The 21,447-nt window shown below is 61.7% G+C and carries 19 protein-coding genes, 1 tRNA gene, 1 pseudogene and 1 riboswitch; of the genes and pseudogenes, 9 read left to right on the top strand and 12 right to left on the bottom strand.

Annotated features, from left to right (window positions below; genetic code table 11):
• Nucleotides 1-43: 43 nt before the first annotated feature.
• Both RVAN_RS18650 and gap read right to left on the bottom strand, forming a co-directional pair.
• A complete protein-coding gene (locus RVAN_RS18650; protein ID WP_013418303.1) occupies nt 44-622 on the bottom strand; it encodes a thiamine phosphate synthase in 579 nt (192 codons plus the stop codon).
• Between the two features lie 112 nt (nt 623-734).
• Nucleotides 735-1,742 (bottom strand): type I glyceraldehyde-3-phosphate dehydrogenase, encoded by a 1,008-nt coding sequence (gap, locus tag RVAN_RS03080; protein ID WP_013418302.1) that lies wholly within the window; start codon nt 1,740-1,742, stop codon nt 735-737.
• Nucleotides 1,743-2,092: 350 nt separating this feature from the next.
• Here gap and RVAN_RS03070 point away from each other — a divergent pair, with 350 nt between their 5' ends.
• The 6 genes from RVAN_RS03070 to pyk all read left to right on the top strand — a co-directional run bounded on the left by RVAN_RS03070 (nt 2,093) and on the right by pyk (nt 7,782).
• A complete protein-coding gene (locus tag RVAN_RS03070) occupies nt 2,093-2,656 on the top strand; it encodes a hypothetical protein (RefSeq protein WP_013418301.1) in 564 nt (187 codons plus the stop codon).
• 139 nt (nt 2,657-2,795) lie between these two features.
• Entirely contained in the window at nt 2,796-3,320 is a 525-nt protein-coding gene (locus RVAN_RS03065) for a DUF1499 domain-containing protein (protein ID WP_013418300.1), read from the top strand.
• A gap of 100 nt (nt 3,321-3,420) precedes the next feature.
• A complete protein-coding gene (gene nadC / locus RVAN_RS03060) occupies nt 3,421-4,290 on the top strand; it encodes a carboxylating nicotinate-nucleotide diphosphorylase (RefSeq protein ID WP_013418299.1) in 870 nt (289 codons plus the stop codon).
• 173 nt (nt 4,291-4,463) lie between these two features.
• Nucleotides 4,464-5,768, top strand: coding sequence for a glycerate kinase type-2 family protein (locus RVAN_RS03055; RefSeq protein ID WP_013418298.1), 1,305 nt, complete (start codon nt 4,464-4,466; stop codon nt 5,766-5,768).
• 38 nt (nt 5,769-5,806) lie between these two features.
• On the top strand, nt 5,807-6,352 hold the full coding sequence (locus tag RVAN_RS03050; RefSeq protein ID WP_013418297.1) for a DUF1036 domain-containing protein: 546 nt from the start codon (nt 5,807-5,809) through the stop codon (nt 6,350-6,352).
• The gene (gene pyk, locus RVAN_RS03045) at nt 6,349-7,782 is read left to right on the top strand and encodes a pyruvate kinase (RefSeq protein WP_013418296.1); all 1,434 of its coding nucleotides are present in this window, start codon (nt 6,349-6,351) and stop codon (nt 7,780-7,782) included. Before RVAN_RS03050 ends, pyk begins: the two co-directional genes overlap by 4 nt.
• Before the next feature lie 252 nt (nt 7,783-8,034).
• On the opposite strand, the gene rph is transcribed toward pyk, so the two are convergent.
• The gene (gene rph / locus RVAN_RS03040; protein WP_013418295.1) at nt 8,035-8,748 is read right to left on the bottom strand and encodes a ribonuclease PH; all 714 of its coding nucleotides are present in this window, start codon (nt 8,746-8,748) and stop codon (nt 8,035-8,037) included.
• 278 nt (nt 8,749-9,026) lie between these two features.
• Nucleotides 9,027-9,350 (bottom strand): hypothetical protein, encoded by a 324-nt coding sequence (locus RVAN_RS03035; protein WP_013418294.1) that lies wholly within the window; start codon nt 9,348-9,350, stop codon nt 9,027-9,029.
• 189 nt (nt 9,351-9,539) lie between these two features.
• Nucleotides 9,540-9,728, top strand: a riboswitch (cobalamin riboswitch).
• A 105-nt stretch (nt 9,729-9,833) separates the two neighbouring features.
• Between RVAN_RS03035 and RVAN_RS03030 the strand changes: the two genes are divergently transcribed.
• Both RVAN_RS03030 and RVAN_RS03025 read left to right on the top strand, forming a co-directional pair.
• Nucleotides 9,834-11,879, top strand: coding sequence for a TonB-dependent receptor plug domain-containing protein (locus RVAN_RS03030; RefSeq protein ID WP_013418293.1), 2,046 nt, complete (start codon nt 9,834-9,836; stop codon nt 11,877-11,879).
• A gap of 261 nt (nt 11,880-12,140) precedes the next feature.
• A tRNA-Ser gene (locus RVAN_RS03025) sits at nt 12,141-12,230 on the top strand.
• 352 nt (nt 12,231-12,582) lie between these two features.
• Here the strand turns inward: RVAN_RS03025 and RVAN_RS19470 are convergent.
• Both RVAN_RS19470 and RVAN_RS03020 read right to left on the bottom strand, forming a co-directional pair.
• Nucleotides 12,583-12,939, bottom strand: a pseudogene (locus RVAN_RS19470) (HWE histidine kinase domain-containing protein); the annotation flags it as partial.
• A 353-nt stretch (nt 12,940-13,292) separates the two neighbouring features.
• On the bottom strand, nt 13,293-14,306 hold the full coding sequence (locus tag RVAN_RS03020; RefSeq protein ID WP_169309508.1) for a response regulator: 1,014 nt from the start codon (nt 14,304-14,306) through the stop codon (nt 13,293-13,295).
• Between the two features lie 476 nt (nt 14,307-14,782).
• Here RVAN_RS03020 and RVAN_RS03015 point away from each other — a divergent pair, with 476 nt between their 5' ends.
• On the top strand, nt 14,783-15,838 hold the full coding sequence (locus RVAN_RS03015; RefSeq protein ID WP_041787249.1) for a sensor histidine kinase: 1,056 nt from the start codon (nt 14,783-14,785) through the stop codon (nt 15,836-15,838).
• Here the strand turns inward: RVAN_RS03015 and cqsA are convergent.
• The 6 genes from cqsA to RVAN_RS02985 form a co-directional block, all read right to left on the bottom strand.
• Nucleotides 15,810-17,078, bottom strand: coding sequence for an alpha-hydroxyketone-type quorum-sensing autoinducer synthase (gene cqsA, locus RVAN_RS03010; RefSeq protein WP_013418290.1), 1,269 nt, complete (start codon nt 17,076-17,078; stop codon nt 15,810-15,812). The genes RVAN_RS03015 and cqsA overlap by 29 nt on opposite strands.
• 356 nt (nt 17,079-17,434) lie before the next feature.
• On the bottom strand, nt 17,435-17,662 hold the full coding sequence (locus RVAN_RS03005) for a sulfurtransferase TusA family protein (protein WP_013418289.1): 228 nt from the start codon (nt 17,660-17,662) through the stop codon (nt 17,435-17,437).
• A 46-nt stretch (nt 17,663-17,708) separates the two neighbouring features.
• Nucleotides 17,709-18,227: a sulfur carrier protein DsrE2 gene (gene dsrE2 / locus RVAN_RS03000; RefSeq protein ID WP_013418288.1), complete on the bottom strand. Its 519-nt coding sequence runs from the start codon at nt 18,225-18,227 to the stop codon at nt 17,709-17,711.
• Between the two features lie 106 nt (nt 18,228-18,333).
• Entirely contained in the window at nt 18,334-19,611 is a 1,278-nt protein-coding gene (locus RVAN_RS02995; protein WP_013418287.1) for an NAD(P)/FAD-dependent oxidoreductase, read from the bottom strand.
• Nucleotides 19,612-19,762: 151 nt separating this feature from the next.
• Entirely contained in the window at nt 19,763-21,214 is a 1,452-nt protein-coding gene (gene cysG, locus RVAN_RS02990; RefSeq protein ID WP_013418286.1) for a siroheme synthase CysG, read from the bottom strand.
• Between the two features lie 3 nt (nt 21,215-21,217).
• Nucleotides 21,218-21,445, bottom strand: coding sequence for a DUF6967 family protein (locus RVAN_RS02985; protein ID WP_013418285.1), 228 nt, complete (start codon nt 21,443-21,445; stop codon nt 21,218-21,220).
• Nucleotides 21,446-21,447 lie beyond the last annotated feature (2 nt).

Genomic DNA, 21,447 nt, shown 5'->3' with positions numbered 1-21,447 from the left:
TGACGCGTTTTCTCAACCGGCAGACGCCTCGCTCGAAAACACTTCAGGTCTGGCTTTGCAATCCGAACTCTGTTGCGAAAATAAGGCTTTCGCCCGCCGTCACCGATTCTTCGACAAGAAGAAAGTCTGGACGTGCATCAAGGACACGGTCGCGCTCCGGCTTCGTCGCTCCGACGATGAGCGCGACTGGCACTTCCGCCACCTCATCCCACCACGCCGAGGCATCGACTGCGGCGTCGAGGTCGGCGGCGGCGTCGAAGGCGAGGAAATCGACGCCAGCCTCCGCCGCTTCCATGGCCGCATGACGGCTCACGCCGCAGGCCGTGCCAAGGATCGCGTCGGCGCCAAGCGCTTTCCGCGCACCGGCAAAATCCGCATCTTCCGACGACGGGAACCAGACGCCGGTCGCCCCGGCGCGCGCGGCTTCACGGATCTCGCCAGCGACGAGCACGGCGAGTTCGAGCGGTGCGGCCGCCTTCACGAGCGCCGCGTTTTCGCGCGACGGACGAACGATCAGCCCGGCGGGGCGGAAGCTTGCCACGAGCTCCGAAAGACGCGCCGCCCACTCTGTTTCCAAAGCGGGCGGAATGGCAACGATCAGCCCGCAGGGCTTTTCGTTCATGATGTGATCGCTTTCTCCAGAGCGAGATCGCCTTTACGGGTCGCAATCTCGCTCAAAGTTCTTTCGTGGGCATGATCTTCTCGCGAAGGTGCCCACTTTTGCGGATCATACTCTAGATGAGCTTGCCGATGGCGACAGCCGTATCGACCATGCGGTTCGAGAAGCCCCACTCGTTATCGTACCAGGACAGCACGCGCACGAGCTTGTTGTTGACGACCTGCGTCTGTGTGAGATCGAAGGTCGACGAGTTCGGGTTGTGGTTGAAGTCGGTGGAAACGAGTTCCTCGTTCGTCACGCCGAGCACGCCCTTCAGCTCTTCCTGCGCGGCGCGTTCCATCGCGTGGTTGATCTCTTCCACGCTCGTTTCGCGGCCGGGGATGAACACGAGATCGACGCAGGACACGTTCGGCGTCGGTACGCGCATCGAGGTGCCGTCGAGCTTGCCCGCAAGTTCCGGCAGCACGAGGCCGATCGCCTTCGCGGCGCCGGTCGTGGTCGGGATCATGGAGAGAGCAGCGGCGCGGGCGCGGCGCAGATCCTTGTGAGGCAGGTCGAGGATGCGCTGGTCGTTCGTGTAGGAGTGGATCGTCGTCATGTAGCCCTGGTTGAGGCCGCACAGGTCGTTGATGACCTTCGCGACCGGCGCAAGACAGTTGGTGGTGCACGACGCGTTCGAGATGATCTCGTGCGAGGGCTCAAGCTGCTTGTGGTTGACGCCGAAGACAACGGTGAGGTCTGCGCCCTTCGACGGCGCCGAGACGAGCACCTTCTTCGCGCCCGAACGCAGGTGGATTGCCGCCTTGTCGCGATCGGAGAACACGCCCGTGCACTCCATCACCAGATCGACGCCGAGGTCGCCCCAGGCAAGCTTCGACGGATCGCGTTCGGCGAGAACCTTGATCGGGCCGTAGCCGACATCGATGCCGTCGCCGGTTACGTTAACCTCGCCGGGAAACTTGCCGTGGACGGAATCGTATTTAAGCAGATGTGCATTTGTCTTCACGTCCGTCAGATCGTTGATCGCAACGATCTGGATATCATGACGCTTGTATTCGGAGATGGCCCTGAGAACGTTTCGACCAATGCGGCCGAAGCCGTTGATAGCTACCCTGACAGTCATTGTGTGTGTTTTCCGCTGGAAACGAGATTCGCAATCTTTTGCATCTGTTGCGCGCGCGCAACCTTGATCGCTAACGGCACGGAACGCAAGAGGCAAACGATTTTGCCCTCCGTTAAAGATTTTTTCTTGCGCGGAAACCCAGCAAACGTCCGATAACCCTTCGACCAGCCCGCAAGCTGGGCGAGATACCGCAAAGCATCGCGCGAAAGTTGCAGCGAGCGAACTTGATAGGTTTCAATTACTTTCCGTCGTCAAACATCTGAAAAAGCTGGCGTTAACCAATAGCTGCTATGAAAAAGGAAGAAAAAGATGTGCGCGTTGACCCGTTAACCTTCCTTTAAGGAACCGTCATGCCCAGCCATTACCTCAATTACATGCTCGGCGCGTTGAGCTTCGGGCTGTTCGTCGCCTTCGTCGCAAGCACGACAGAAAAACAGGAACTGCTTCAGGCGAACCTCGCGATGTCGAGCCAGCTCACCGATGCAAGAGACAAGGTGAACACGCTCCGCGACAAGTATGCCGTGGAGGTTCGCGCCCGCGAATTCGCCGAAGCGGCCCGCGACATCGCGGAGGTCGCCGAGAAAGACGCACGCGGCGAAGTCGGCGAACTCAAGGCAAAGCTCGATGAGGCAAGCGCCCTGAAGGAGGCTGCGGAAATCGCCCTCATCGGTACGCAGGAACTCGTCGCGGATCTGCTCTCCGGGCCGGTGGTCGCGTCGGCGCGCCCTTCGTCTCCCGCCGCGCTCGATGCCACGAGAGTTGAGCGGGATGCACCCGGGCAGGCGACGCCGCTGTCGTCGGCCGAAGCGGCCCAGCCTTCCGAAGCTTCGATGCCGGGCGGCGTGCTCCTTATTCTCGGTGCGCTTGGCGCGCTTGCGTTCGGCGTGACACGCATCGGGCGCCTCGTCCGCTGACGGTCGATGCGCAACGGCTTTCGCCGGGAGCCTTCCGAGGCTCCTTCTCTTTGTGCATGCCGCATCCGCCGTGCCGACGCTTGCCTTCGCGGGCGGGTGGTCTACCATTTCCCAAGGCTGCCCTGCCATCGGAGATATAATGAGAGCCCGATCCGTCGTCGCCATTGCTTTGGTTGCGATCCCCATCGCGATCATCGCCGCATTCTTCATCGTCGGTCCCGAGAGGCTCTGGTCGCTCGCCGGTCCCGCCGATCAGGGGCCGGTCGATTTCGAAACGCTGAGCCGCCGCGAGACGCCGAACGACGCGCTCGCCTGCCCGCCTGGCGCATGCAAGGCTCGCAGCGATATCAAGCCGCCAGTCTTCGCGGTGAGCGCGCATGAACTGAGGAAGGCGTTCAGGACGGCCGTCGCTTCCGAGCCGAACCTCGAACTCGTCGATGTCGACGAAAACAAACTCAGCGCGCGCTATGTGCAACGCTCCGCCTTCTGGCGTTTCCCCGATACCATCGAAGTGCGCTTCGTCGATGTCGAGGATGGCCGGTCCACCATCGCGATTTACAGCCGCTCGCTCGTCGGTCGCGGCGACTTCGGCGTGAACAAGGCGCGGGTTCAGCGCTGGCTCGACAAGCTTGCGAAGCTCGCGCCCGTGGTGCAGATCGCCTGAGCAGCATAAACCCTGCGCTCATCGCGCGAAGACGTTTGCACCCCGGGCGTTCCTTGTTAAGCTCCGCGTTCATTTCTGGAATGCGAGCTTGGCAAAAGACATGACGGGACACGCCCCCTCGAACCTTCAATTTCCCCATCATCTCGTCGCGGCTCTCATCAGGGATGCGCTGGCGGAGGATCTCGGCCTCGCGGGCGACATCACGACCAACGCCATCATCGCGCCGGATGATGTCACCGAGGCCGTGCTCGCTCTTCGCGAAGACGGCTGCATCGCGGGGCTTCCGCTCGCCGAGGCGGCGTTTCGCGCGCTCGATCCCGGCATATCCTTCGCGGCGGAGCTTCGCGACGGCGAAACCGCCCATGCCGGAAGCGTCATCGCCCGCGTATCGGGCAGCACGCGCGCCATACTCTCGGCCGAACGCGTCGCGCTGAACCTCGTGCAGCATCTCTCCGGCGTCGCCACCGCCACGCGCCATTTCGTGGAGGCGGTTCACGGCACGCACGCCCGCATCGTCTGCACGCGGAAGACGACGCCCGGCCTTCGCGCGTTCGAGAAATACGCCGTGCGCGCGGGCGGCGGATACAATCACCGTTTTGGCCTCTTCGATGCGGTACTCATCAAGGACAACCACATCGCGGCGGCGGGCGACGTTTCGGCGGCAATCGATCTCGCGCGGGCCGCCAACGGCCACATGGTGAAGATCGAGGTCGAGGTGGATACGCTGACCCAGCTCGAAGAGGCCCTTCGGCATGATGTCGACGCTGTGCTTCTCGACAACATGGCCGTGCCCGAGCTCAAGAGCGCCGTCGCGCGCGCCAAAACCGCGAAGCCTGGCATCCTCTGCGAGGCGTCGGGCGGGGTGCGGCTCGTGACGGTGCGCGCCATCGCGGAAACGGGCGTGGACATGATATCGGTTGGCGCGCTCACGCATTCGGTGAAGGCGCTCGATATCGGCCTCGACTTCTGAAAAGCGGGGCGTAAACGGGGCAGCAAGGCCCATCCGGCCGGCAACGCGAGCCATGCAATAATCGCATGGCACCCCGCTACTTTGGGCGACAGACTTAAAGCCAATTGGACCATCGCGGTCGAAGCAGTAACGTGCGCTGGGCGACCATCGACCATTAACCCCCAGTTTGCGACGTGTCACACAACGCCAGACGCTTCCTTTATGCGCTATTCGATACGGCCGTCGCTGTCGCGCAGCCGGGGCGCTGTCTGCCGCGTCACTTCCCCGAATGCCCGACGGACGGCAAGATCGTCATCATCGCCTGCGGCAAGGCGGCGGCTGGAATGGCACGCATCGCCGAAGACCATTTCTCGCGAACCTGCGCGTCTCACACACTGACAGGTGTCGCCATCACGCGGCATGGCGAGAACTCGGAACCGCTCAAGAAATTGAAGCTCATCGAGGCGGCGCACCCGATCCCTGACGAGAGCAGCGTGCTCGCCGCCGCCGAGGCCATCAAGGCCGCGCACTCCGCCAAGGCGGGCGACCTCATCCTCACGCTGATCTCGGGCGGCGCGTCGGCGCTCCTCGTTGCGCCCGCCGGGAAAATTACGCTCGCCGAGAAGCAGGATCTCACTCGCACGCTTCTCAAATGCGGCGCACGCATCAGCGAAATCAACTGCGTCAGAAAACACATCTCGCGCATCAAGGGTGGACGCCTCGCCGCCTGCGCTTCGCCTTCGGCGATCCTCGTCACGCTCGCCATTTCGGATGTGCCCGGCGACGAGCCTGAGACCATCGCTTCGGGCCTCACCTGCCCCGACACCACGACGCTCGCCGATGCGCGGCGCATTCTTGCGAAATACGGCATTGAACCGCCGCGTTCGGTGATCGAGGCGCTGAACGATCCCGTGAACGAAACCCCAAAGCCGGGGCACGCGATTTTCGCCAACGCGCGTTACGAACTCGTCGCCACCGGCCGCGACTCACTGCACGCGGCGGGAGAACTGGCGCGCGGCCTCGGCTACGAGGTCATCATGTTGGGCGATTCGCTCGAAGGCGAAGCCCGCGACGTGGCCGAGATGCACGCCCGCCTCGCCCGCCGCTGCCTCGCAGACGGTCGGCGCGTCGTAATCCTTTCGGGTGGCGAACTCACCGTGACTGTACGTGGAAACGGCCGAGGCGGCCCGAATCAGGAATACGCGCTCGCGCTTGCCGCGGCCCTCAACGGTCAGCCCGGCATCGCCGCGTTCGCGGGCGACACGGACGGCATCGACGGCGGGACCGGCGACTGCGGGAACGACCCCGCGGGAGCCATCGTCGATCCCGGCACGGCCCGGCGCGCGGCGGCGCTCAATCTCCTTCCAGCCACATTTCTCGCCAATAACGACGCCACTGGCTTCTTCCGGCTCACGAACGATCTCGTCGTATGCGGCCCCACGGGAACAAATGTGAATGACTTCAGGGCTATTGTTGTCGACAGCTCAATCAGAGATTAGTGTGAGCCAGCGACTCACGTGATTCCTGGAACCCACGGATGATCCTGCAACAGCTTCCCATAACGCCACGGCTGGCACGTGCGATAGCCTTGGCGGGCGTTTTCTGCCTCGGGCTCGCCCTGCCCGCTCCGGCGAACGCCGAGCTCAAGCTTTGCAACAGCACTGCGAGCCGCATCGGCGTCGCCATCGGCTACAAGGACAAGGACGGCTGGGTCAGCGAAGGCTGGTGGAATGTCGACAGTCAGTCCTGCGCCCTTCTCATTCAGGACAAGCTGCGCGCGCGCTTCTACTACGTCTACGCCTTCGACTACGACAAGGGCGGCGAGTGGGGCGGCGCGATCGCCATGTGCACCAATGACGTTGAGTTCACTATCAAGGGCATCGATAATTGCGACGGGCGCGGCTTCAAGAAAAGCGGGTTCTTTGAAGTCGATACGCAGGAGCAGACGGACTGGACGGTGAAACTCACCGATCAATCCGAAACGGCGCCCGCAGCGCCGACGGCTGCGAGCGGCGCACCGCCCGCTGCCGATGCTCCCGCGCAAGCCGCAGCAGCCTCCGCGCCGGGACAACGCCGCCGATGAAAAGAAAACGCCGCGTCAAGATTATAGCAACGCTCGGGCCTTCGACGAGCACCCCTGAACAACTCGAACGCCTTGTCGTGGCTGGTGCGGACGTCTTCCGCATCAATATGAGCCATTCGAGCCACGACGACATGCGCACCTACATCGCCGCGCTGCGCGACCTCGAAAGCAAATACGGCCCCATCGCCATCCTCGCCGACCTTCAGGGGCCGAAGCTTCGCATCAGCTCCATCGCGGAAGGCAGCATCCAGCTCGAACGTGGTCAGACCATCATCTTCGATGCGAACCACACGCCGGGCACTATCGATCGCGTCGGGCTTCTTCACCCGGAAATCTACGCAGCGGCCGAACCTGGACACACGCTCCTCATCGACGATGGCAAGCTTCACATGCGCGTTCTCGACGCGCGCCCCGGCCGCATCGTCGCGGAAGCCATTACCGCCGGCGTGCTATCGAGCCGCAAGGGCGTGAATCTACCCGATGCCATCCTGCCGCTCGCCTCGATGACGCCGAAAGACCGCCTGGACTGCGAAGCTGCCCTTGAAGCGGGCGTGGACTGGATCGCCATTTCCTTCGTGCAGCGCGTGCATGATGTGCGCGACGTGCGCGCCATCGTGGGCGATCGCGCCGCGATCATGGCGAAGATCGAGCGCCGCTCCGCCATCGCCGAAATCGACGACATCCTGCGCGAAAGCGACGGCGTGATGGTCGCGCGCGGCGATCTCGGCGTCGAGATGCCGCTTGAGCAGGTGCCGGGATTGCAGAAGCAGCTTCTGCGAGCCGGCCGCGATCTCGGCAAGCCGGTGGTGGTTGCGACGCAGATGCTAGAAAGCATGACGTCATCCCCAGTTCCGACGCGCGCCGAGGTCTCCGACGTTGCGACCGCCGTTTTCGAGGGCGCGGATGCGGTGATGCTGTCCGCCGAGTCAGCGACCGGCGCCTATCCGGTCGAGGCCGTTGCCACCATGGACCGCGTCGCGCGCGAAGTGGAAAAGGATGTCAATTACGAGAGCATCCTGCATTTTCGCGGGACGCCTTCGGACAAGACCGCCGCCGACGCGATCAGCGCCGCCGCCGCATCCATCGCTGAGACGTTGAAGCTGAAGGCGATTTTCTGTTACACGGCGACCGGCAAGACCGGCCTTCGCGTTGCGCGACAGCGGCCCGCCCAGCCCATCGTTGTGCTGACACCGGTGATCGAGACAGCACGGCGGCTCAACCTCGTCTGGGGCTTGCATTGCGTGCAGACATCCGACCCCGCGAATACGGGTGAGATGGTGCGCGGGGCCGAGGAGGTCGCGCGCGCTTCCGGTTATGCTGACGACGGCGACCGCGTCCTCGTCTGCGCGGGTGTGCCGTTCAAGCGCCCGGGAAGCACGAACATGCTGCGCATCTTCACCATCGGCGAGGACAGCGGCAAGCCACACTAAGGCGCGGCGGGTCACCGAAGCCGCGCGACAAAAACCGGTATTCCGTCTGGCAATGCGAAACGAACATGCAGAGCGTTTCAATTAAGCAGAAACGCTCTGAACTGCGGGCTTTATGCGCCGTCGAAAGCAGACAGGATCAGCTATTCCGATCCTGCGATCGTGGCTTCTGATTGCGCGGAAGTCCGCGCAAAGCGATCCGCCATGCTCAGACTTTGCATGCCCGCCGCCGGTCAGGCAGCGGGCATGGCAATGTCAAAGAACCGTAAGCTTCTGCAAATTCACGAGTTCGGCGATGCCCTTCTTCGCGAGCGCCGTCAATTCGGCCATGCGTTCCTCGGAGAACGCGCCCTTCTCCGCCGTAGCCTGAATTTCGACGATCTGGCCCTTGCCGGTGAACACGAAATTCGCGTCCGCCTCGGCATCCGAATCCTCGGGATAATCGAGGTCGAGAACCGCTTCGCCCTTGTAAATGCCGCAGGAAATGGCGGCGACGTTGTCCTTCATGGGTTCGCCGCGAAGCATGTCGCGCGCGCGCATCCACTGGAAGCAATCATGCAGCGCGACCCATGCCCCGGTGATCGAGGCCGTGCGCGTCCCGCCATCGGCCTGCAACACATCGCAGTCGACCATGATCTGGCGTTCGCCGAGCGCCTGAAGATCGACCACGGCGCGGAGCGACCGTCCGATCAGCCGCTGAATTTCCTGGCTGCGGCCGGACTGATGGCCGGTCGTCGCCTCGCGGCGCGTGCGGTCGGAGGTGGCGCGCGGTAGCATCCCGTATTCGGCCGTGATCCAGCCGCGTCCCTGCCCCTTCAGCCACGGCGGCACGCGATCTTCAAGGCTCGCCGTGCATAGCACATGCGTATTGCCGAACTTGATGAGGCACGATCCTTCCGCGTGATGCGAAAAGGCGCGTTGGAAGCTCACAGGGCGAAGGTCGCCGGCCTGCCGTTTCGAGGGGCGCATGAAATTTCTCTCATCTCGGGCGCGAAGCTGAGCCACGCCCGTTTTTATAATGCTCACCTTGCCGCAGCCGGACGGTCGATCCAGCGCAGATGTGAATTTTGGGCGTCCTCGTGAACGCCGTAGCGGACAGTAGGCCAGCGGTTTTCGGGTATCAACGGCTTTCGGCCGCCCCCGCGTCGCTTTGATCCTTCGCCAAATGCCGCAGACCGCCACCGTCACTGCGCGTCGGAAACGAGCCGCACCGGGATCGGGCGTGATCCGTGTCCTCGTGGCCGTGCCTATCCGAACCACCACCACCAGTTCACGACGAGCATGAATGTGACGAGGATCAGCGCCAGAATAATCAGGGTCTGGATATGGGCCTTGACCCAGTTGCGCCAGGTTTCCGGCGCTTCGCCTGCCTCTTGCCCCATCGAGCCGAGCAGCAACAGGCCCAGCACGCCAAGGATGTAAATCCCGGCGGGATATTGCTTGCAATGCCCGCAGGACCAGCTTTCGAGCCACATCAGCCCGATCAGTGTGCCCGCCACCAGAAAGGTAATGAACGCAAGCACGCCGAGGCTGATGATGATCACAAAACGCATGATATCGGCCGATGTCATGCCCCGCGCCTCCCTCCACGCAACCAAACGATTTTCTTAAAAATAGCAGGGCAGCGTTAATCATGCGTGCACGGGCATGGTTAACGGCGTCGGGGCCCGCGATGGCGGGATGTTGCCGTCGCGCCACAGCTTGCGCGAGACTTGCCGCATTGCGGCATTTGCGTGGTTGCGACGCAAGCTTCGCGCAAGCTATGCCATGAGGCGATGGTCCTCACGTGAGGATAATAGGGAACGCGGTGAGGGACGGTGTCCTCAATCCGCGGCTGCCCCCGCAACTGTAAGCGGTGAGCGAAGCGCCAAAGGCCACTGGGCAACCGGGAAGGCGGCGTGGAGCTTGGACCCGCGAGCCAGGAGACCTGCCATCAGCCGTGGTCACGCGCGAACACGTCGGGCGGGGTGTCCTGATGGGGCTTGGAATCCGCTCAATACGCGGCGTTCCTGACTTTGGTTCGTGGTGACGTGTCACGTTATCGCGAGGCCAAAATGCCCGTTTCCTATCCGCGCGCGCGCTCCTGCGTCGCGCTCGTCAGCCTTGTCGCGCTCGCCGCGAATGCACAGGCCCAAACCGCCGCTCGTTCGGACACCCTGCCGCCCGTCGTCGTCAAGAAGGACGAGGCCGACAAGCAGAAGAAGAAAGCCGCAACGCCGAAGAAAAAGAAGGAAGCCCCGGCCGTTGCGCAAGGGCAGGCCGAGCCCGCAGAGGCGGTGCCGGGCGAGGCGTCACGCGATGTGATCTATTCCGCGAACCGCGTGCCCACCGACATTACCAAGGTCGGCTCCGCGGTCACGGTCATCACGCGCGACCAGATCGAGGCGCAGTCGCGCACCTATGTGCAGGACTATCTCGCGCAGGTGCCGGGCGTCTCTGTGGCGCAGTCGGGGCCGGCCAGCACAACATCTTATTTCATTTGGGGCGCGGCTTCTAAATATGTGAAGGTGCAGGTCGACGGGCTGGATGTATCCGATCCCACCGGGACGCAGGTCACGACGGCGCTTGAAACTATCCTCGCCACCGATGTCCAGCGCATCGAGGTGTTGAAAGGCTCGCAAAGCCTGCTCTACGGCGGTCAGGCGATCGGCGGTGTGATTTCAATCGACACGGCGCGCCCCGTGCTCGGCGCTTCGATGACGGCTTCCGGCGAGACAGGCTCCTACAACACCCAGCGCGGCACGGCGAGCGCGGCCTACGGCACGGATCGCGGTTATGCGCGCTTCACCGTGCAAAGTGTGCGCAGCGATGGCTATTCCGCTCTGGCGATTGGAAATGAAGACGACGGTTACCGCAACCTGACCTTCAGCGGCACAGGCGAATACAAGCTTTCCAACGATGTGAAAGTCTTCTTTGCTGCGCGCGCTCTGGAGGAAAAGCATAACTACGACAGCACCTACGATTCCTGGGGGCTGGCGCCAGACGGATGGCCAGGCGCGCGCGGTGTAAACAGCCAGCAGTCCGGCCGTGTAGGCACCGAGGTCAAGCTTTTCGATGGCGCTTTCGTCAACACGGTTTCGATTCAAGGCATGAAACTTGATCGCGATCAGTGGGGATGGTCCAGTGGTTCAGCCGTCAACGACTCCTATACCGGCGACCGCTGGAAGGTGGACTATCTCGGCACGGCGAAAATCACGAAATGGGCGACCGTGACAGCGGGTGCCGACTACATGGAAGAAACCGCTGAGACCGGCGCTTACTCCCAGCACGGAATCGATCTGACGGGTGTCTTCGCTCAACTTTCGGTGGAGCCGCTGAAGGGGTTGACGATCACCGGTGGCGGCCGCAACGATGAGCACAGCACCTTCGGTGACTTTCAGACGTACCGCTTCACCGGCGCGTACTTCTATGAACCTACGCAAACAAAACTGCGCGCCAGCACTGGCACGGGCTTCCGCGCGCCGAGCCTTTATGAACTCTACGCAAACAACGAGTGGGTTTCCGGCAACACTGGTCTTAAGCCCGAGGAAAGTGAAAGCTGGGACGTCGGTTTCGATCAGTGGTTCGACAACAAGCGCTATCGTTTAAGCGGTACGTATTTCCAGGTCGACACTACGAATGAGATTGGCGGTGGTTATGACGCCAACTGGAAGTGGGTCTACCAGCAGATCCCCGGCACGACACATCGCGAGGGCGTGGAGCTTTCCGGCGCGGCGATGGTCACGCCGTGGCTCACGCTGTCGGCGGGCTACACCTATGTCGATGCAAGGGCGGAGGATGGCTCGCGCCTCGTCCGCATCCCGCGCAACAGCATCACGCTCGGCGCGGACGCGGTGCTGTTCGACACCGTCAAGGCGAACGTCAACACGCGTTTCGCGCTCGACACCGTGGATTCGAGCAATTACCAGCTCGAAGATTACGTGCTGCTCAACGCGAAGCTCAGCTACGACATCCGTCCGGGCCTTACCGCCTATGTGCGCGGCGAAAACCTGCTCGACGAGAAGTATGAGACGGTGCGCCGCTACAACACGCCGGGCCTCTCGGTCTTCGGCGGCCTGACGTTCAACGTCGACGCCAATACCTATGCGTCGCTGAAGTAGCCACTTCGGAAACGAGCGCACGCGGGACGCATCTCGCTTCCGCATGCGAAACAGGAGACGGAGCTTCTTTGCGCCGAAGAACGCGAAGAAGCTCCCGACACATCGCCATCGCAGTTGCTCCGCGAGGGCGCATTTGTTATCCATCGCCGTGGAAAGTCTGGCGTGCTTCGGTGTGAACCGGCGAGCGGCGTGGCGCTGTGTGTCTGTCGATCCCGGCGCAAAGCGTTCCAGCGCTCGGCAAGCGAGCGGCCAGCATCCAGTGGAGGGGTGCTAGAGTGGTTTAATAGACCGGTCTTGAAAACCGGCGTGCGGGCAACCGTACCGTGGGTTCGAATCCCACCCCCTCCGCCAAATTCTCGCCGCAAGATTACGGAAACGCCTCATCGCTCCCGGAGCGCTGGACAGCCTCAACACCGAAGCCCGCGGCTACCCGCACCAGCTTTGCCCGCGCGCAGGCGTGACGCCAGCGACGTCATCCCGCCTCATCCCCCAGGGAAGGAGCCGGAGAGAAAAGCCACGCTCGCAACCCTGCTCCGGCTCATTTTGCGGTTCGCTCCCCATCAGTTATCCGCGCGCTTGAGCGGCATCGTGATCGCGCATCAAAGACCCGCGGGCGCGAACTCCAGGCGAACTTCGCTCCCCGTTTCGAACGAGAGCCCGCGTTCAATCAGATGAGACCCGAAACTCTGCCGCGTTAGCAGACTCACGGTCGGTCAACCACTCTCAACCCATCGAATTCGCGCGACCTCCTCGGCCCCGTTCCTGTCGACGCTCCAGTGACATCGACCCTGCCGGACTGGGTAGAAAGAGCACCGTACTTCGCGGCATTCGTCGTCAGTTCTTGAACCGCCATCCCGAGCATAAGGACCTGCCCCGGAGACAGGTTCACGGTCTCCCCGTCGAGCGCGAAACGCGGCTCATTACCCGCGCGACCATAGGGCGAAAGCTCCGCAGCGAGGATGCGCCGCAAGGAAGCGCCCTCCCAATGGCTCTCGGTGCGCAGATTGTGCGTCTTTGAGAGCGCCAGAATGCGGGCCTGAAAAGCGTCACCGCACTCGGCGAGGGTGGTGGCGTACCGCGGTTTCCCTTGAAATCACAAGAACTGTCGTAAGTGTGTTTGTCCGAAGTCGGGGCGGCCACGCATCCAGCCCGGCTCGATCGGCTCGACGCCATGGACTGTGGATGGGCGACCGCCTGCGCTCGACAAGGCATGCAAGATGCCACCTGCTCTGGCAGCTTGAAAAAGGGACTGGACGACGCGAGACGGCCCAGCAAGCAGGCATCCTGCTGCCCGAGATACGGCGCGGGTCGATCTCGTTCACCAGCGAAGACGCCGGACGCGCAGGCAGTGTGATCGTTCCAGATGGAGGATGCGCCGAGATAACGATGGCGTTGCGCCACGACTCGACATTGCTAGATTTCGCAGACGCCCCCGGCCTGCGACTGGCGGTATTGGCGCAACGAGACTGCCGACAAGCCAAGTGCCCGCGACAAGCAAAGTGCCCGGTCGCGCTGGATCGCGACTTTCCAGAGCGTGTTCCCCCTGATTTCCTCGCACGGCAAAGCGTACTTTCGCCAATCGAGCTCGTACTGCTCTTCGTAGAACCCGGTCGGCGTCGGGCAGGTGAGGATCGTGTTGCCGGCGCGTAGCTCTTTCAAAAGCGCCGCGGGAGCGCCGATATCGATCGCAATCTCGAGTTGAGCGCGCATCCGATCCGGGTTGTTGATCCACGCGATGGTGACCTGCCCCGCCTCGTCGACCAGCATCAGGCCCGGCGGTGACGGCAGGAGATAGTGCTCGACCGCTCCGATGCGCTCGGCGAGGGTATGGTACCAACTCGCAATCCCTGGATCGTCGAGGAACGCCGTGTCCTCAAGCTTTGCGATGGGTTCCAACGGCGCGGTGATGTCCCTGAAATAAGCGACCTGCAACTCTCGTATGATCCGCCTCAGCTTTTCGGGCAGGTCTGGGTCTTGCTTGACCAGAAACAGGTTGATCAGGCCCTCGTTGAAGGCGGCGACGGCCGTCGAATCCCCCGTTTTGCCGGTCAGGAGCACCTTTTTGACCGGCAGGTGCTTGATCTTCTGGAGGAGTTCGACGCCGGTCATGCTCGGCATTGCGAAATCGACCACGACCACCGAAACGCGCGAAAAACGGGCGGGATCTCGGGCCATTGCGGCGATGCGCGATGCTGGCAGGCGAATGACGGGATCGGCCGCCTCCCCTTCATCAACCGGCGCACGATTAGCTTCTTCGATCCGCAAGCCGGTCCGCTCCGCATCTTTCAGGAGGCGCTGGATGGCTTGCTCCGGGCGATGCTCGGTTGCGCACAGCGTGACATCGGCATAATTGTAGTCGAAGCTGTCGAGATAGAGCCGATCGTCGTCGATGACGAGGCATGTCGTCGGGTGGTAGAGCGGCAGCAATGTGCTCATAAGTACAGTCCTGATCCTCGGACGCCAAAGGCGATCGTAAGGCACTTCGGGCAGCTTAAGCGAAAACTTTATAATTTCCGCACATGATATCGTGCAAGTGAAAGTTCGTAGTCGTGCGACTTGGCATTATGACCCAACGTCTGATGGGGCGGGCCTTGCTCTCCCGGTTGCGCAATCTTGTGCGCCGTCTTCGCGGTGCGTATGTTGAGTACCACGCTGTCTCAGCATACAAGCTGCCAGCCACAGGGCTGCTCGCCCTTATTGCTTTCCCCTTTTATTATTTCATCTGGGCATACGTTTTTCCGCAACCTTACGAGAACTTGACGTTAAGGGTTGTGGGAACCGCGCTCTGCATCCCGGTGGCGCTTAGGCGCTATTGGCCAAGACACCTGATAACGTATTACTTGCCCTATTGTTATTGGTCCCTCCTGTTCGTAGGACCGGTGTTTTTTACGCTGATGTTACTCATGAACGGGGAGAATAGCGTCTGGCTGATGTCAGAGACCGCGATAATCCTGTTCACGTTTCTGCTCTACGATCTGGCCAACGGCGTCCTGGTCTCGATATTGGGGGTGCTGATCGCGCTTATCGGCTATTGGCTGCTGTCCGGGCAGATCGATGTCCCGACCGAATTTTTGCTTCTCCTCCCCGTTTACGGCTTCATCCTGAGTGCGGTGGTTTTCCTCTCGCACAGCGAGCGCGTCATCGCGCGTGACAAGCTCATTGCAGCGCGCGCTCTCGCGAGCAGTATCGCGCATGAGATGCGCACGCCCTTGCTTGGTATCCGGCTCGACGCCAACAAGACAAGAGACCACCTCGAACGGTTGAGCGCGGTCAACCAGTGGGCGCAGGAGCGCGGCTACGATCACACCCTGAGCGATCGCGATATGGTTGCGCTGAGTGGCGCTCTCCAACGCGTCGATAAGCACGCTGTCGCAGCAAACCTTGTCATCGATATGCTCCTCACCAACCTCAGGGATGAGAGCTATTCTCAAGAGCGCATGAAGTTTTATGCCATCGCCAGCACGATCGATGAAGCGGTCGGCCGCTTTCAATTCCGCCCCGGCGAACGCGAGTTGATCGAGGTTCGCGTCTGCGACAACTTCATCTATCAGGGCGTGGAGATCCTGATGGTTCACGTCATTTTCAACCTCGTCAAGAACGCCCTCCGCGCGGTCGCTGGAGGAGACGGGCAGATCCTCATAGAGGCGAGAACGACATCGGCCGGACACATACTCTCGATCACCGACACCGGCCCCGGCCTTGAGGCGGCGACACTCCCCTATATCTTCGTACCGTTCGTGACAGGCCACGCAGCAACCGGCGGCACCGGCATCGGTCTGTCTTTTTGCAGGCGCGTCGTCGAAGGTTTCGACGGCAGCATCTCCTGCTCATCGGAGCTTGGCAAAGGCACGAGCTTCGAAATCAGGCTCCCCATCGTCGAGGCAAAAAGGTTGGACGCGGCTGACGCCGCGTCCGCCTTGTCAAGCCCCGCTATGCCGCAAGCGCGGTCGGGAGGCTAGCCACGCGGGCCTGACGGCCCCGGCGCCGCGTCGACGGCCACGATGCCAGACCGACTTCGTCCCTGATCTCCGCGCATACCGCCAGCACGCGATCAAGCTCGTCCCTGGTCAACCCGCAATTCACCGTGAAGCGGATGATGCAGCGCTTCGCAGGCGTCGCCGGCGGCAGGAAGATCGCGCCGAAGACATCGCGCTTCTCAAGCGCATCGCGCAGCTTGATTGTCTCGAGAATCTCGCCCGCCTCAAGGGCGATGATCTGCGACCTCGACAAGTCGACATTGTAGCCCAGCTCATCGAGGCCATTGGTCAGGTAACGATGATTGCTGTGCAAGAGACGCTGCCGCGACGGTTCGTTGGCGAAAATATCGAGAGCAGCGTTATACCCCGCGACCTCATGAGCGAGCACCTGAGTGCTGAAGATCACGGGCAGCGATTCGTAGCGCAGGAACTCGGCGTTGCGCTGCGAGCATATGACCAGGCCGCCGCGGCTCGCCACGGCCTTGGACAGGCCGACGGTGCGGAAGTGCACGCGATGGCTGAGGCCAAGGGCTGCGACAAGACCGGCGCCATCGGGGCCGTGCGTGCCGAAGGAATGCGTCTCGTCGACGACCAGCGCGCAGCCGCGCCGCTCGGCAACCTCGACGAAGTCCTCCAGCGCGGCGATGTTGCCGTCGATGCTGTAGAGGGCATCGACCACGATCACGCCGGGGCCAACCTTCCCGATCAAGCGATCGAGATGCTCGGCATCGTTGTGGCGGAAGGGTGTGGGCTTGGCGCCCGCGCTCTTCACGCCTTCCCACAGCGACAAATGCGCCTTCATGTCGAGGAACACAGGCGTGTCGGGGCGGCAAATCGCCTGGATCAGACCGACATTGGCGCAATAGCCTGAGTTGGCCAGCACAGCGGCTTCCGAACCCATCAGACGCGCCACGCGGTGTTCGAAGGCATTGAGCCCGTCCGCCTCGTGATGGACGAACGTTCGGGACACCGAGTCACCGTGACCGCTGGCTTGCAAGGCGCGAACCTCAGCTTCGATCACGCGCCGGTCGGCGGCAACGCACAAGTAGTCGTTGCTGCGCAACTTGATAGCGGACAATCCAGGGCTCCTGCCCTTCATCGGATGCCGCCCTTTCCAAGTCTCATCGAGCCGCTCACGATAGTAGCACTCGACACGGTCGAACAAGAATTTGGGATCGGACGGAAGCCGCGTCTGGTGGTGAAGATTAAACTGGTCGCTCATAGCGTATTCCTTGTTTGTGTTGCAGACAAGGAACAGATAGTAACGGCGATGGCAGGAATCCGGCCCGTGGATGAGATTCCGGTAGCCTCCTGAGACATATCAGTTGGCGCAGGATTTGCTTGACCGATCAGTCAAAACTCGATGGGCGCGTCGTAGTTATAATTGGGTCTTTTTGGAGACCGCAGGCGCGTTAGAAAATGTGGCGCGCAATGAGGCAGTTGAATGCTACGCGAGTAGCGCGGCATAGCTATGCAAGGAATAACGGATGGCGCCAGATCTCGTTCGTCCGTGGCGCCCCTTACGGGACGCTGGCGCTGGAGCCGAACTTATCGGAGTGGCTCCAGCCCTCTTTAAGCTCAAGCCGTGTGCTTGATCAGGAAACGGAAGACGTCGCCATCCTTCGTCGACTCCATAAGCTCGTTTCCGGTCGTCCGGCAGAAGGAAGCCATATCGGCGACGGAGCCGGGATCGGTGGCGAGCACCTCCAGCGTGCCGCCAGCCGGAACTTCGTTCAGCATTTTTTTCGTCCTCAAGATCGGCAGCGGACAGTTGAGACCTTTCGCGTCGAGCGTCTTGTCGGCCATGATTCCTCCGTTGGAAAGCAATGCGGGTCGGTTTTGTTTTTCGGTGCTAGACGAACAGGTTCACGTCGGACTTCAACGCCTGCTCCAGGTATGTCGCCGCGCCGCCGAGCGTCATTCCTTCGATCATGTCCTCTTTCTTGTACTCGAAGAGGTCCATCGTCATCTGGCAGGCGATCATCTTGACCTCGGCTTCGAGGGCCATGTCGCGCAGTTCGTCGATGGAGGCGACGCCCTTCTTCTTGATCATGTCCTTCATCATGCCTGTTGCGCCCGAGTCCACGCCCGGGATCGTGGCGACCCAGTTCGGCATCGCCATGTGCATGCCCATCATCGGCATTTTCATCGCTGGATTGCCCAAGGGCGAAATCTTCAGATCGAGCTTCTTCAACAGCAGCGGAAGGCCGTAAAACGTGAAGAACATCGTGGTGTTGACGCCCATCGCCGCCGCCGTGGTCGCGAGAATGAACGGCGGATAAGCCCAATCAAGCGTGCCTTTGGTGACGATGATCGTCATCGACTTCTGATTGGGTGCACCGTTGCTGACGGTACCGTTCCCTTCGGTCATGCCGACTTATCTCCTCGGATTGAAGTACATATTCGAATATCTATATTTGACAAAGCGATGTCAACCGCTGAGCGTGTTGCTCATCGGTTGACTTGCTCTCTGTGAATCAGGTGACGCGCTTCAGCTTGCCAATGCCCATCGCTTGCAGGGCCGCCTTCTCGTAAAAGGGTTCGCTCTTGCCGCGACGCATCTTGCGCAGGAAGTAGGTTTCGAACGCGATTTTTGCCCGGTGCACCAGCCTGCCGGAGTAGGACCAGTTCACATTACGCGGCGGGATCTGCGGTTGCGCGACGAAGGCCACGCCCGAGTCGCCGAAATCGGCGAGACACACAGCGTTCCAGGTCGCCTCATGCAACGCCGACTTGCCACGAAGCAACTCGCCGATATTGAGCGCGGTTGCCGTTACCATGGACTCGATCATGAAACCGGTCTTTGGCAAGCCGCAGGGTACCGGCGTCGGTGCTATCGGCGGGATTGCGACACAGACGCCGACCGAGAAAATATTGCGGAAGGTCGGGTTGCGCTGGGTCTTGTCGATCAGGATGAAACCGCGCGGGTTCACCAGACCCTCGACGCCGCGCACGGCCTCTATGCCGCGAAAAGCGGGAAGCATCATCGAGTATGCGAACGGCAGTTCATGGACCTTCTTGAGCGCACCTTCCTCGGTAAGCTCCTCGACTGTCATCTTGCCCGACTCGACCTTCTGAACACGCGCGTTGGTGATCCACTTGATGTGGTGATCGCGCATTTCACCTTCGAGAATGCCCTTCGTGTTGCCCACGCCGTCGAGGCCGAGATGCCCGATGTACGGCTCCGAGGTCACAAAGGTCATGGGGACGCGATCGCGGATCTTCAGCCGCCGCAGCTCAGTCTCCAGAATGAACGTGTATTCGTAGGCCGGACCGTAACAGGATGCGCCTTGCACCGCGCCGACGACGATGGGTCCAGGGTTCTGGCAGAACTGCTTGAAGGCTTCGGAAGCGGCTTGCGCGTGGTCAACGTGACAGATCGAGTGCGTATGGCCGCTCGGGCCGAGCCCCTCGATCTCGTCGAAGGCGAGCTCTGGGCCAGTCGCAATGATCAGAAAATCGTAAGCGACGCTCCTGCCGTCTTCCAGCTCCACGCAGTTGTCGCCGGGGTGAACCCGTTTGGCCGCGACAGGGATGAAGTTGATCTTGCGCTTCGCGAATGTCCGGGTGAGATCGATTTCCACATCATCGCGGCTCCGCCAATTCACGGCCACCCAAGGGTTGGACGGGACGAAATGGTATTTCGGCTCCTTGGTGATGACGGTGAGTTTGTCGCCCCTGCGCAACCGGTCGCGCATTTCATAGGCCATGATGACGCCGCCGAGCCCGGCGCCCAGCACGACGATGTGTGCCATTTGGATCCTTTGTCGTTTCCCTTGAGTCGTTTATTCACGTGCTCTATTTTTGAACACTTCGTAATATTCATAGATCATGATCTAAAAGAGTGACTTTGGAAAGACCACAAATTGGCTATCTCCGAATTTCGGCTGCCGGGCAGAGTCCTTGTCAAACTGGCGATTGAATGGAGGAAAGCCCCGCTTTGTTCGCAAATGAACCAGCGGCGCCCGGGGCCGTTTCCGTGGCAAGCTTGTCGCGCAAGGTGACGACTGTGCCGAGGATGATGATAGCGGGGCCTTGCAGTTCAGCCTGCGCGGCCAGACGCGCGATCGTTTCGACGGTTCCGGTGACGACCCTCTGGTTGGGCCGCGTTCCGTTATCGACGATAGCGACGGGGAGTTTTGGATCGCCCCCCTTCGCCACGAACTCCTTCATCAAGCTGTCCAGCTTCCCCAACCCCATGAAAATGACAACGGTTTGCCTTGGTTGGACGAGCGCGCTCCAAGCGAGGCTGAGGCCGTCACCCTTTGAATGGCCCGTGAGGAAAACGCAGGCCTGGGCGTGATCGCGATGGGTCAGCGGTATTCCGGCATAGGCCGCGCAACCGGTAGCGGCGGTTACGCCCGGCACGACCTGAACCTGGATGCCCGCCGCCACCAGCACCTCGACTTCTTCGCCGCCGCGCCCGAACATGAAGGGGTCGCCACCTTTCAGGCGCAGCACGCGCTTGCCCTGTCTGGCGAAGTCTATGAGCCGGGCCGTGATCTGTTCCTGAGGAATTATATGATCGTCGGGAAGCTTGCCGACATAGATGTGCTCGGCTTCCCGGCGCACGAGGTTGAGGATGCCGTGCGGCAGAAGGCGGTCGTAGAGCACAACATCGGCGCGTTGCATGAGGCGGAGCGCGCGGAATGTGAGGAGGTCGGGGTCGCCGGGTCCGGCACCCACGATGTAGACCTCGCCCATTTGCTGGCTTGATGCACTATCGGCGACAGTTGCCAATGCGCGCTCAAGCTCGACTCGCGCCTCGGCCTCGTGACCGGCGAGAAACCGATCGGCCACGCGGCCTTCGAGCACGCGTTCCCAGAAGCGGCGGCGCTCGGCGGGCTCCTTGAGGGCCGCGCCAAGCCTTTCGCGGTACGCACCCACGAGCGAGACAAGGCGGCCATAGGCGGAGGGGATCACGCTTTCGAGCCGGGCCCGGATCATGCGGGCAAAAACGGGCGAAGCGCCGCCCGTCGAGATGGCAATCACCAGAGGGTCGCGGTCAACGACCGACGGCATGATGAAATCGCACTGGTCCGGCGCGTCCGCGACATTGACGGGAACCCCCGCTTGTCTGGCCAGTTGGCCTGCTTCGCGGTCAGCTGTGGCGTCGCCGGTCGCGGAAAACATCAAAACGCAGTTCTGGATGTCGGAAAGCGTAGGGGCGCGAGCAACATGCCTGAAGCCGTCATGCAAACTGATCGCGCAAAAATCGTCGCTCAGGGTCTCGCTATAGACGCTGACGCGCCCGCCCGCCCTCAGCGCCAGTTCTGCGCGGCGCGCGGCGACGGTGCCCCCTCCGGCCACTGCGACGGGTTTGCCCTTGATCTGAAAGAAAATCGGAAGTTGTTCCACGGCCTAAGCTTTCTCTTCTGAGCTTGTCACCCGCGCGGCCCATTGCGTCATGGCATTTCCCCAACTAAGGGCAGTCGCCGGGTCGAGATCGAGAACTGTGATCCGCATCCCTTCGCGGATGGTCACGCGTAGCAGACGCATGCCGCTTTCAAAGCGCACGTCGTCAAGGCGAACCTCGCGTCCATAGGGGGCGGCGAGCGTTTCGAGCCGTTCTTTCGTCTCGCCCTGCATCG

Origin of the sequence: Rhodomicrobium vannielii ATCC 17100 (genome assembly GCF_000166055.1) — a bacterium.
GTDB lineage: Bacteria > Pseudomonadota > Alphaproteobacteria > Rhizobiales > Rhodomicrobiaceae > Rhodomicrobium > Rhodomicrobium vannielii.
The sequence above is the reverse complement of the archived record's forward strand: the minus strand, read 5'-3'. Positions and strand labels throughout refer to the sequence as shown.

Bases quoted from the DNA above. Each gene is read 5' to 3' on its own strand.
- RVAN_RS03050 (WP_013418297.1), top strand. From the start codon at position 5,807: ATGATCCTGCAACAGCTTCCCATAACGCCACGGCTGGCACGTGCGATA.
- RVAN_RS03015 (WP_041787249.1), top strand. From the start codon at position 14,783: ATGAACGGGGAGAATAGCGTCTGGCTGATGTCAGAGACCGCGATAATC.
- RVAN_RS03005 (WP_013418289.1), bottom strand. From the start codon at position 17,662: ATGGCCGACAAGACGCTCGACGCGAAAGGTCTCAACTGTCCGCTGCCG.
- RVAN_RS03070 (WP_013418301.1), top strand. From the start codon at position 2,093: ATGCCCAGCCATTACCTCAATTACATGCTCGGCGCGTTGAGCTTCGGG.
- gap (WP_013418302.1), bottom strand. From the start codon at position 1,742: ATGACTGTCAGGGTAGCTATCAACGGCTTCGGCCGCATTGGTCGAAAC.
- RVAN_RS18650 (WP_013418303.1), bottom strand. From the start codon at position 622: ATGAACGAAAAGCCCTGCGGGCTGATCGTTGCCATTCCGCCCGCTTTG.
- RVAN_RS03065 (WP_013418300.1), top strand. From the start codon at position 2,796: ATGAGAGCCCGATCCGTCGTCGCCATTGCTTTGGTTGCGATCCCCATC.
- RVAN_RS02985 (WP_013418285.1), bottom strand. From the start codon at position 21,445: ATGCAGGGCGAGACGAAAGAACGGCTCGAAACGCTCGCCGCCCCCTAT.
- pyk (WP_013418296.1), top strand. From the start codon at position 6,349: ATGAAAAGAAAACGCCGCGTCAAGATTATAGCAACGCTCGGGCCTTCG.
- cqsA (WP_013418290.1), bottom strand. From the start codon at position 17,078: ATGAGCGACCAGTTTAATCTTCACCACCAGACGCGGCTTCCGTCCGAT.
- rph (WP_013418295.1), bottom strand. From the start codon at position 8,748: ATGCGCCCCTCGAAACGGCAGGCCGGCGACCTTCGCCCTGTGAGCTTC.
- dsrE2 (WP_013418288.1), bottom strand. From the start codon at position 18,227: ATGACCGAAGGGAACGGTACCGTCAGCAACGGTGCACCCAATCAGAAG.
- RVAN_RS02995 (WP_013418287.1), bottom strand. From the start codon at position 19,611: ATGGCACACATCGTCGTGCTGGGCGCCGGGCTCGGCGGCGTCATCATG.
- nadC (WP_013418299.1), top strand. From the start codon at position 3,421: ATGACGGGACACGCCCCCTCGAACCTTCAATTTCCCCATCATCTCGTC.
- RVAN_RS03030 (WP_013418293.1), top strand. From the start codon at position 9,834: ATGCCCGTTTCCTATCCGCGCGCGCGCTCCTGCGTCGCGCTCGTCAGC.
- RVAN_RS03035 (WP_013418294.1), bottom strand. From the start codon at position 9,350: ATGACATCGGCCGATATCATGCGTTTTGTGATCATCATCAGCCTCGGC.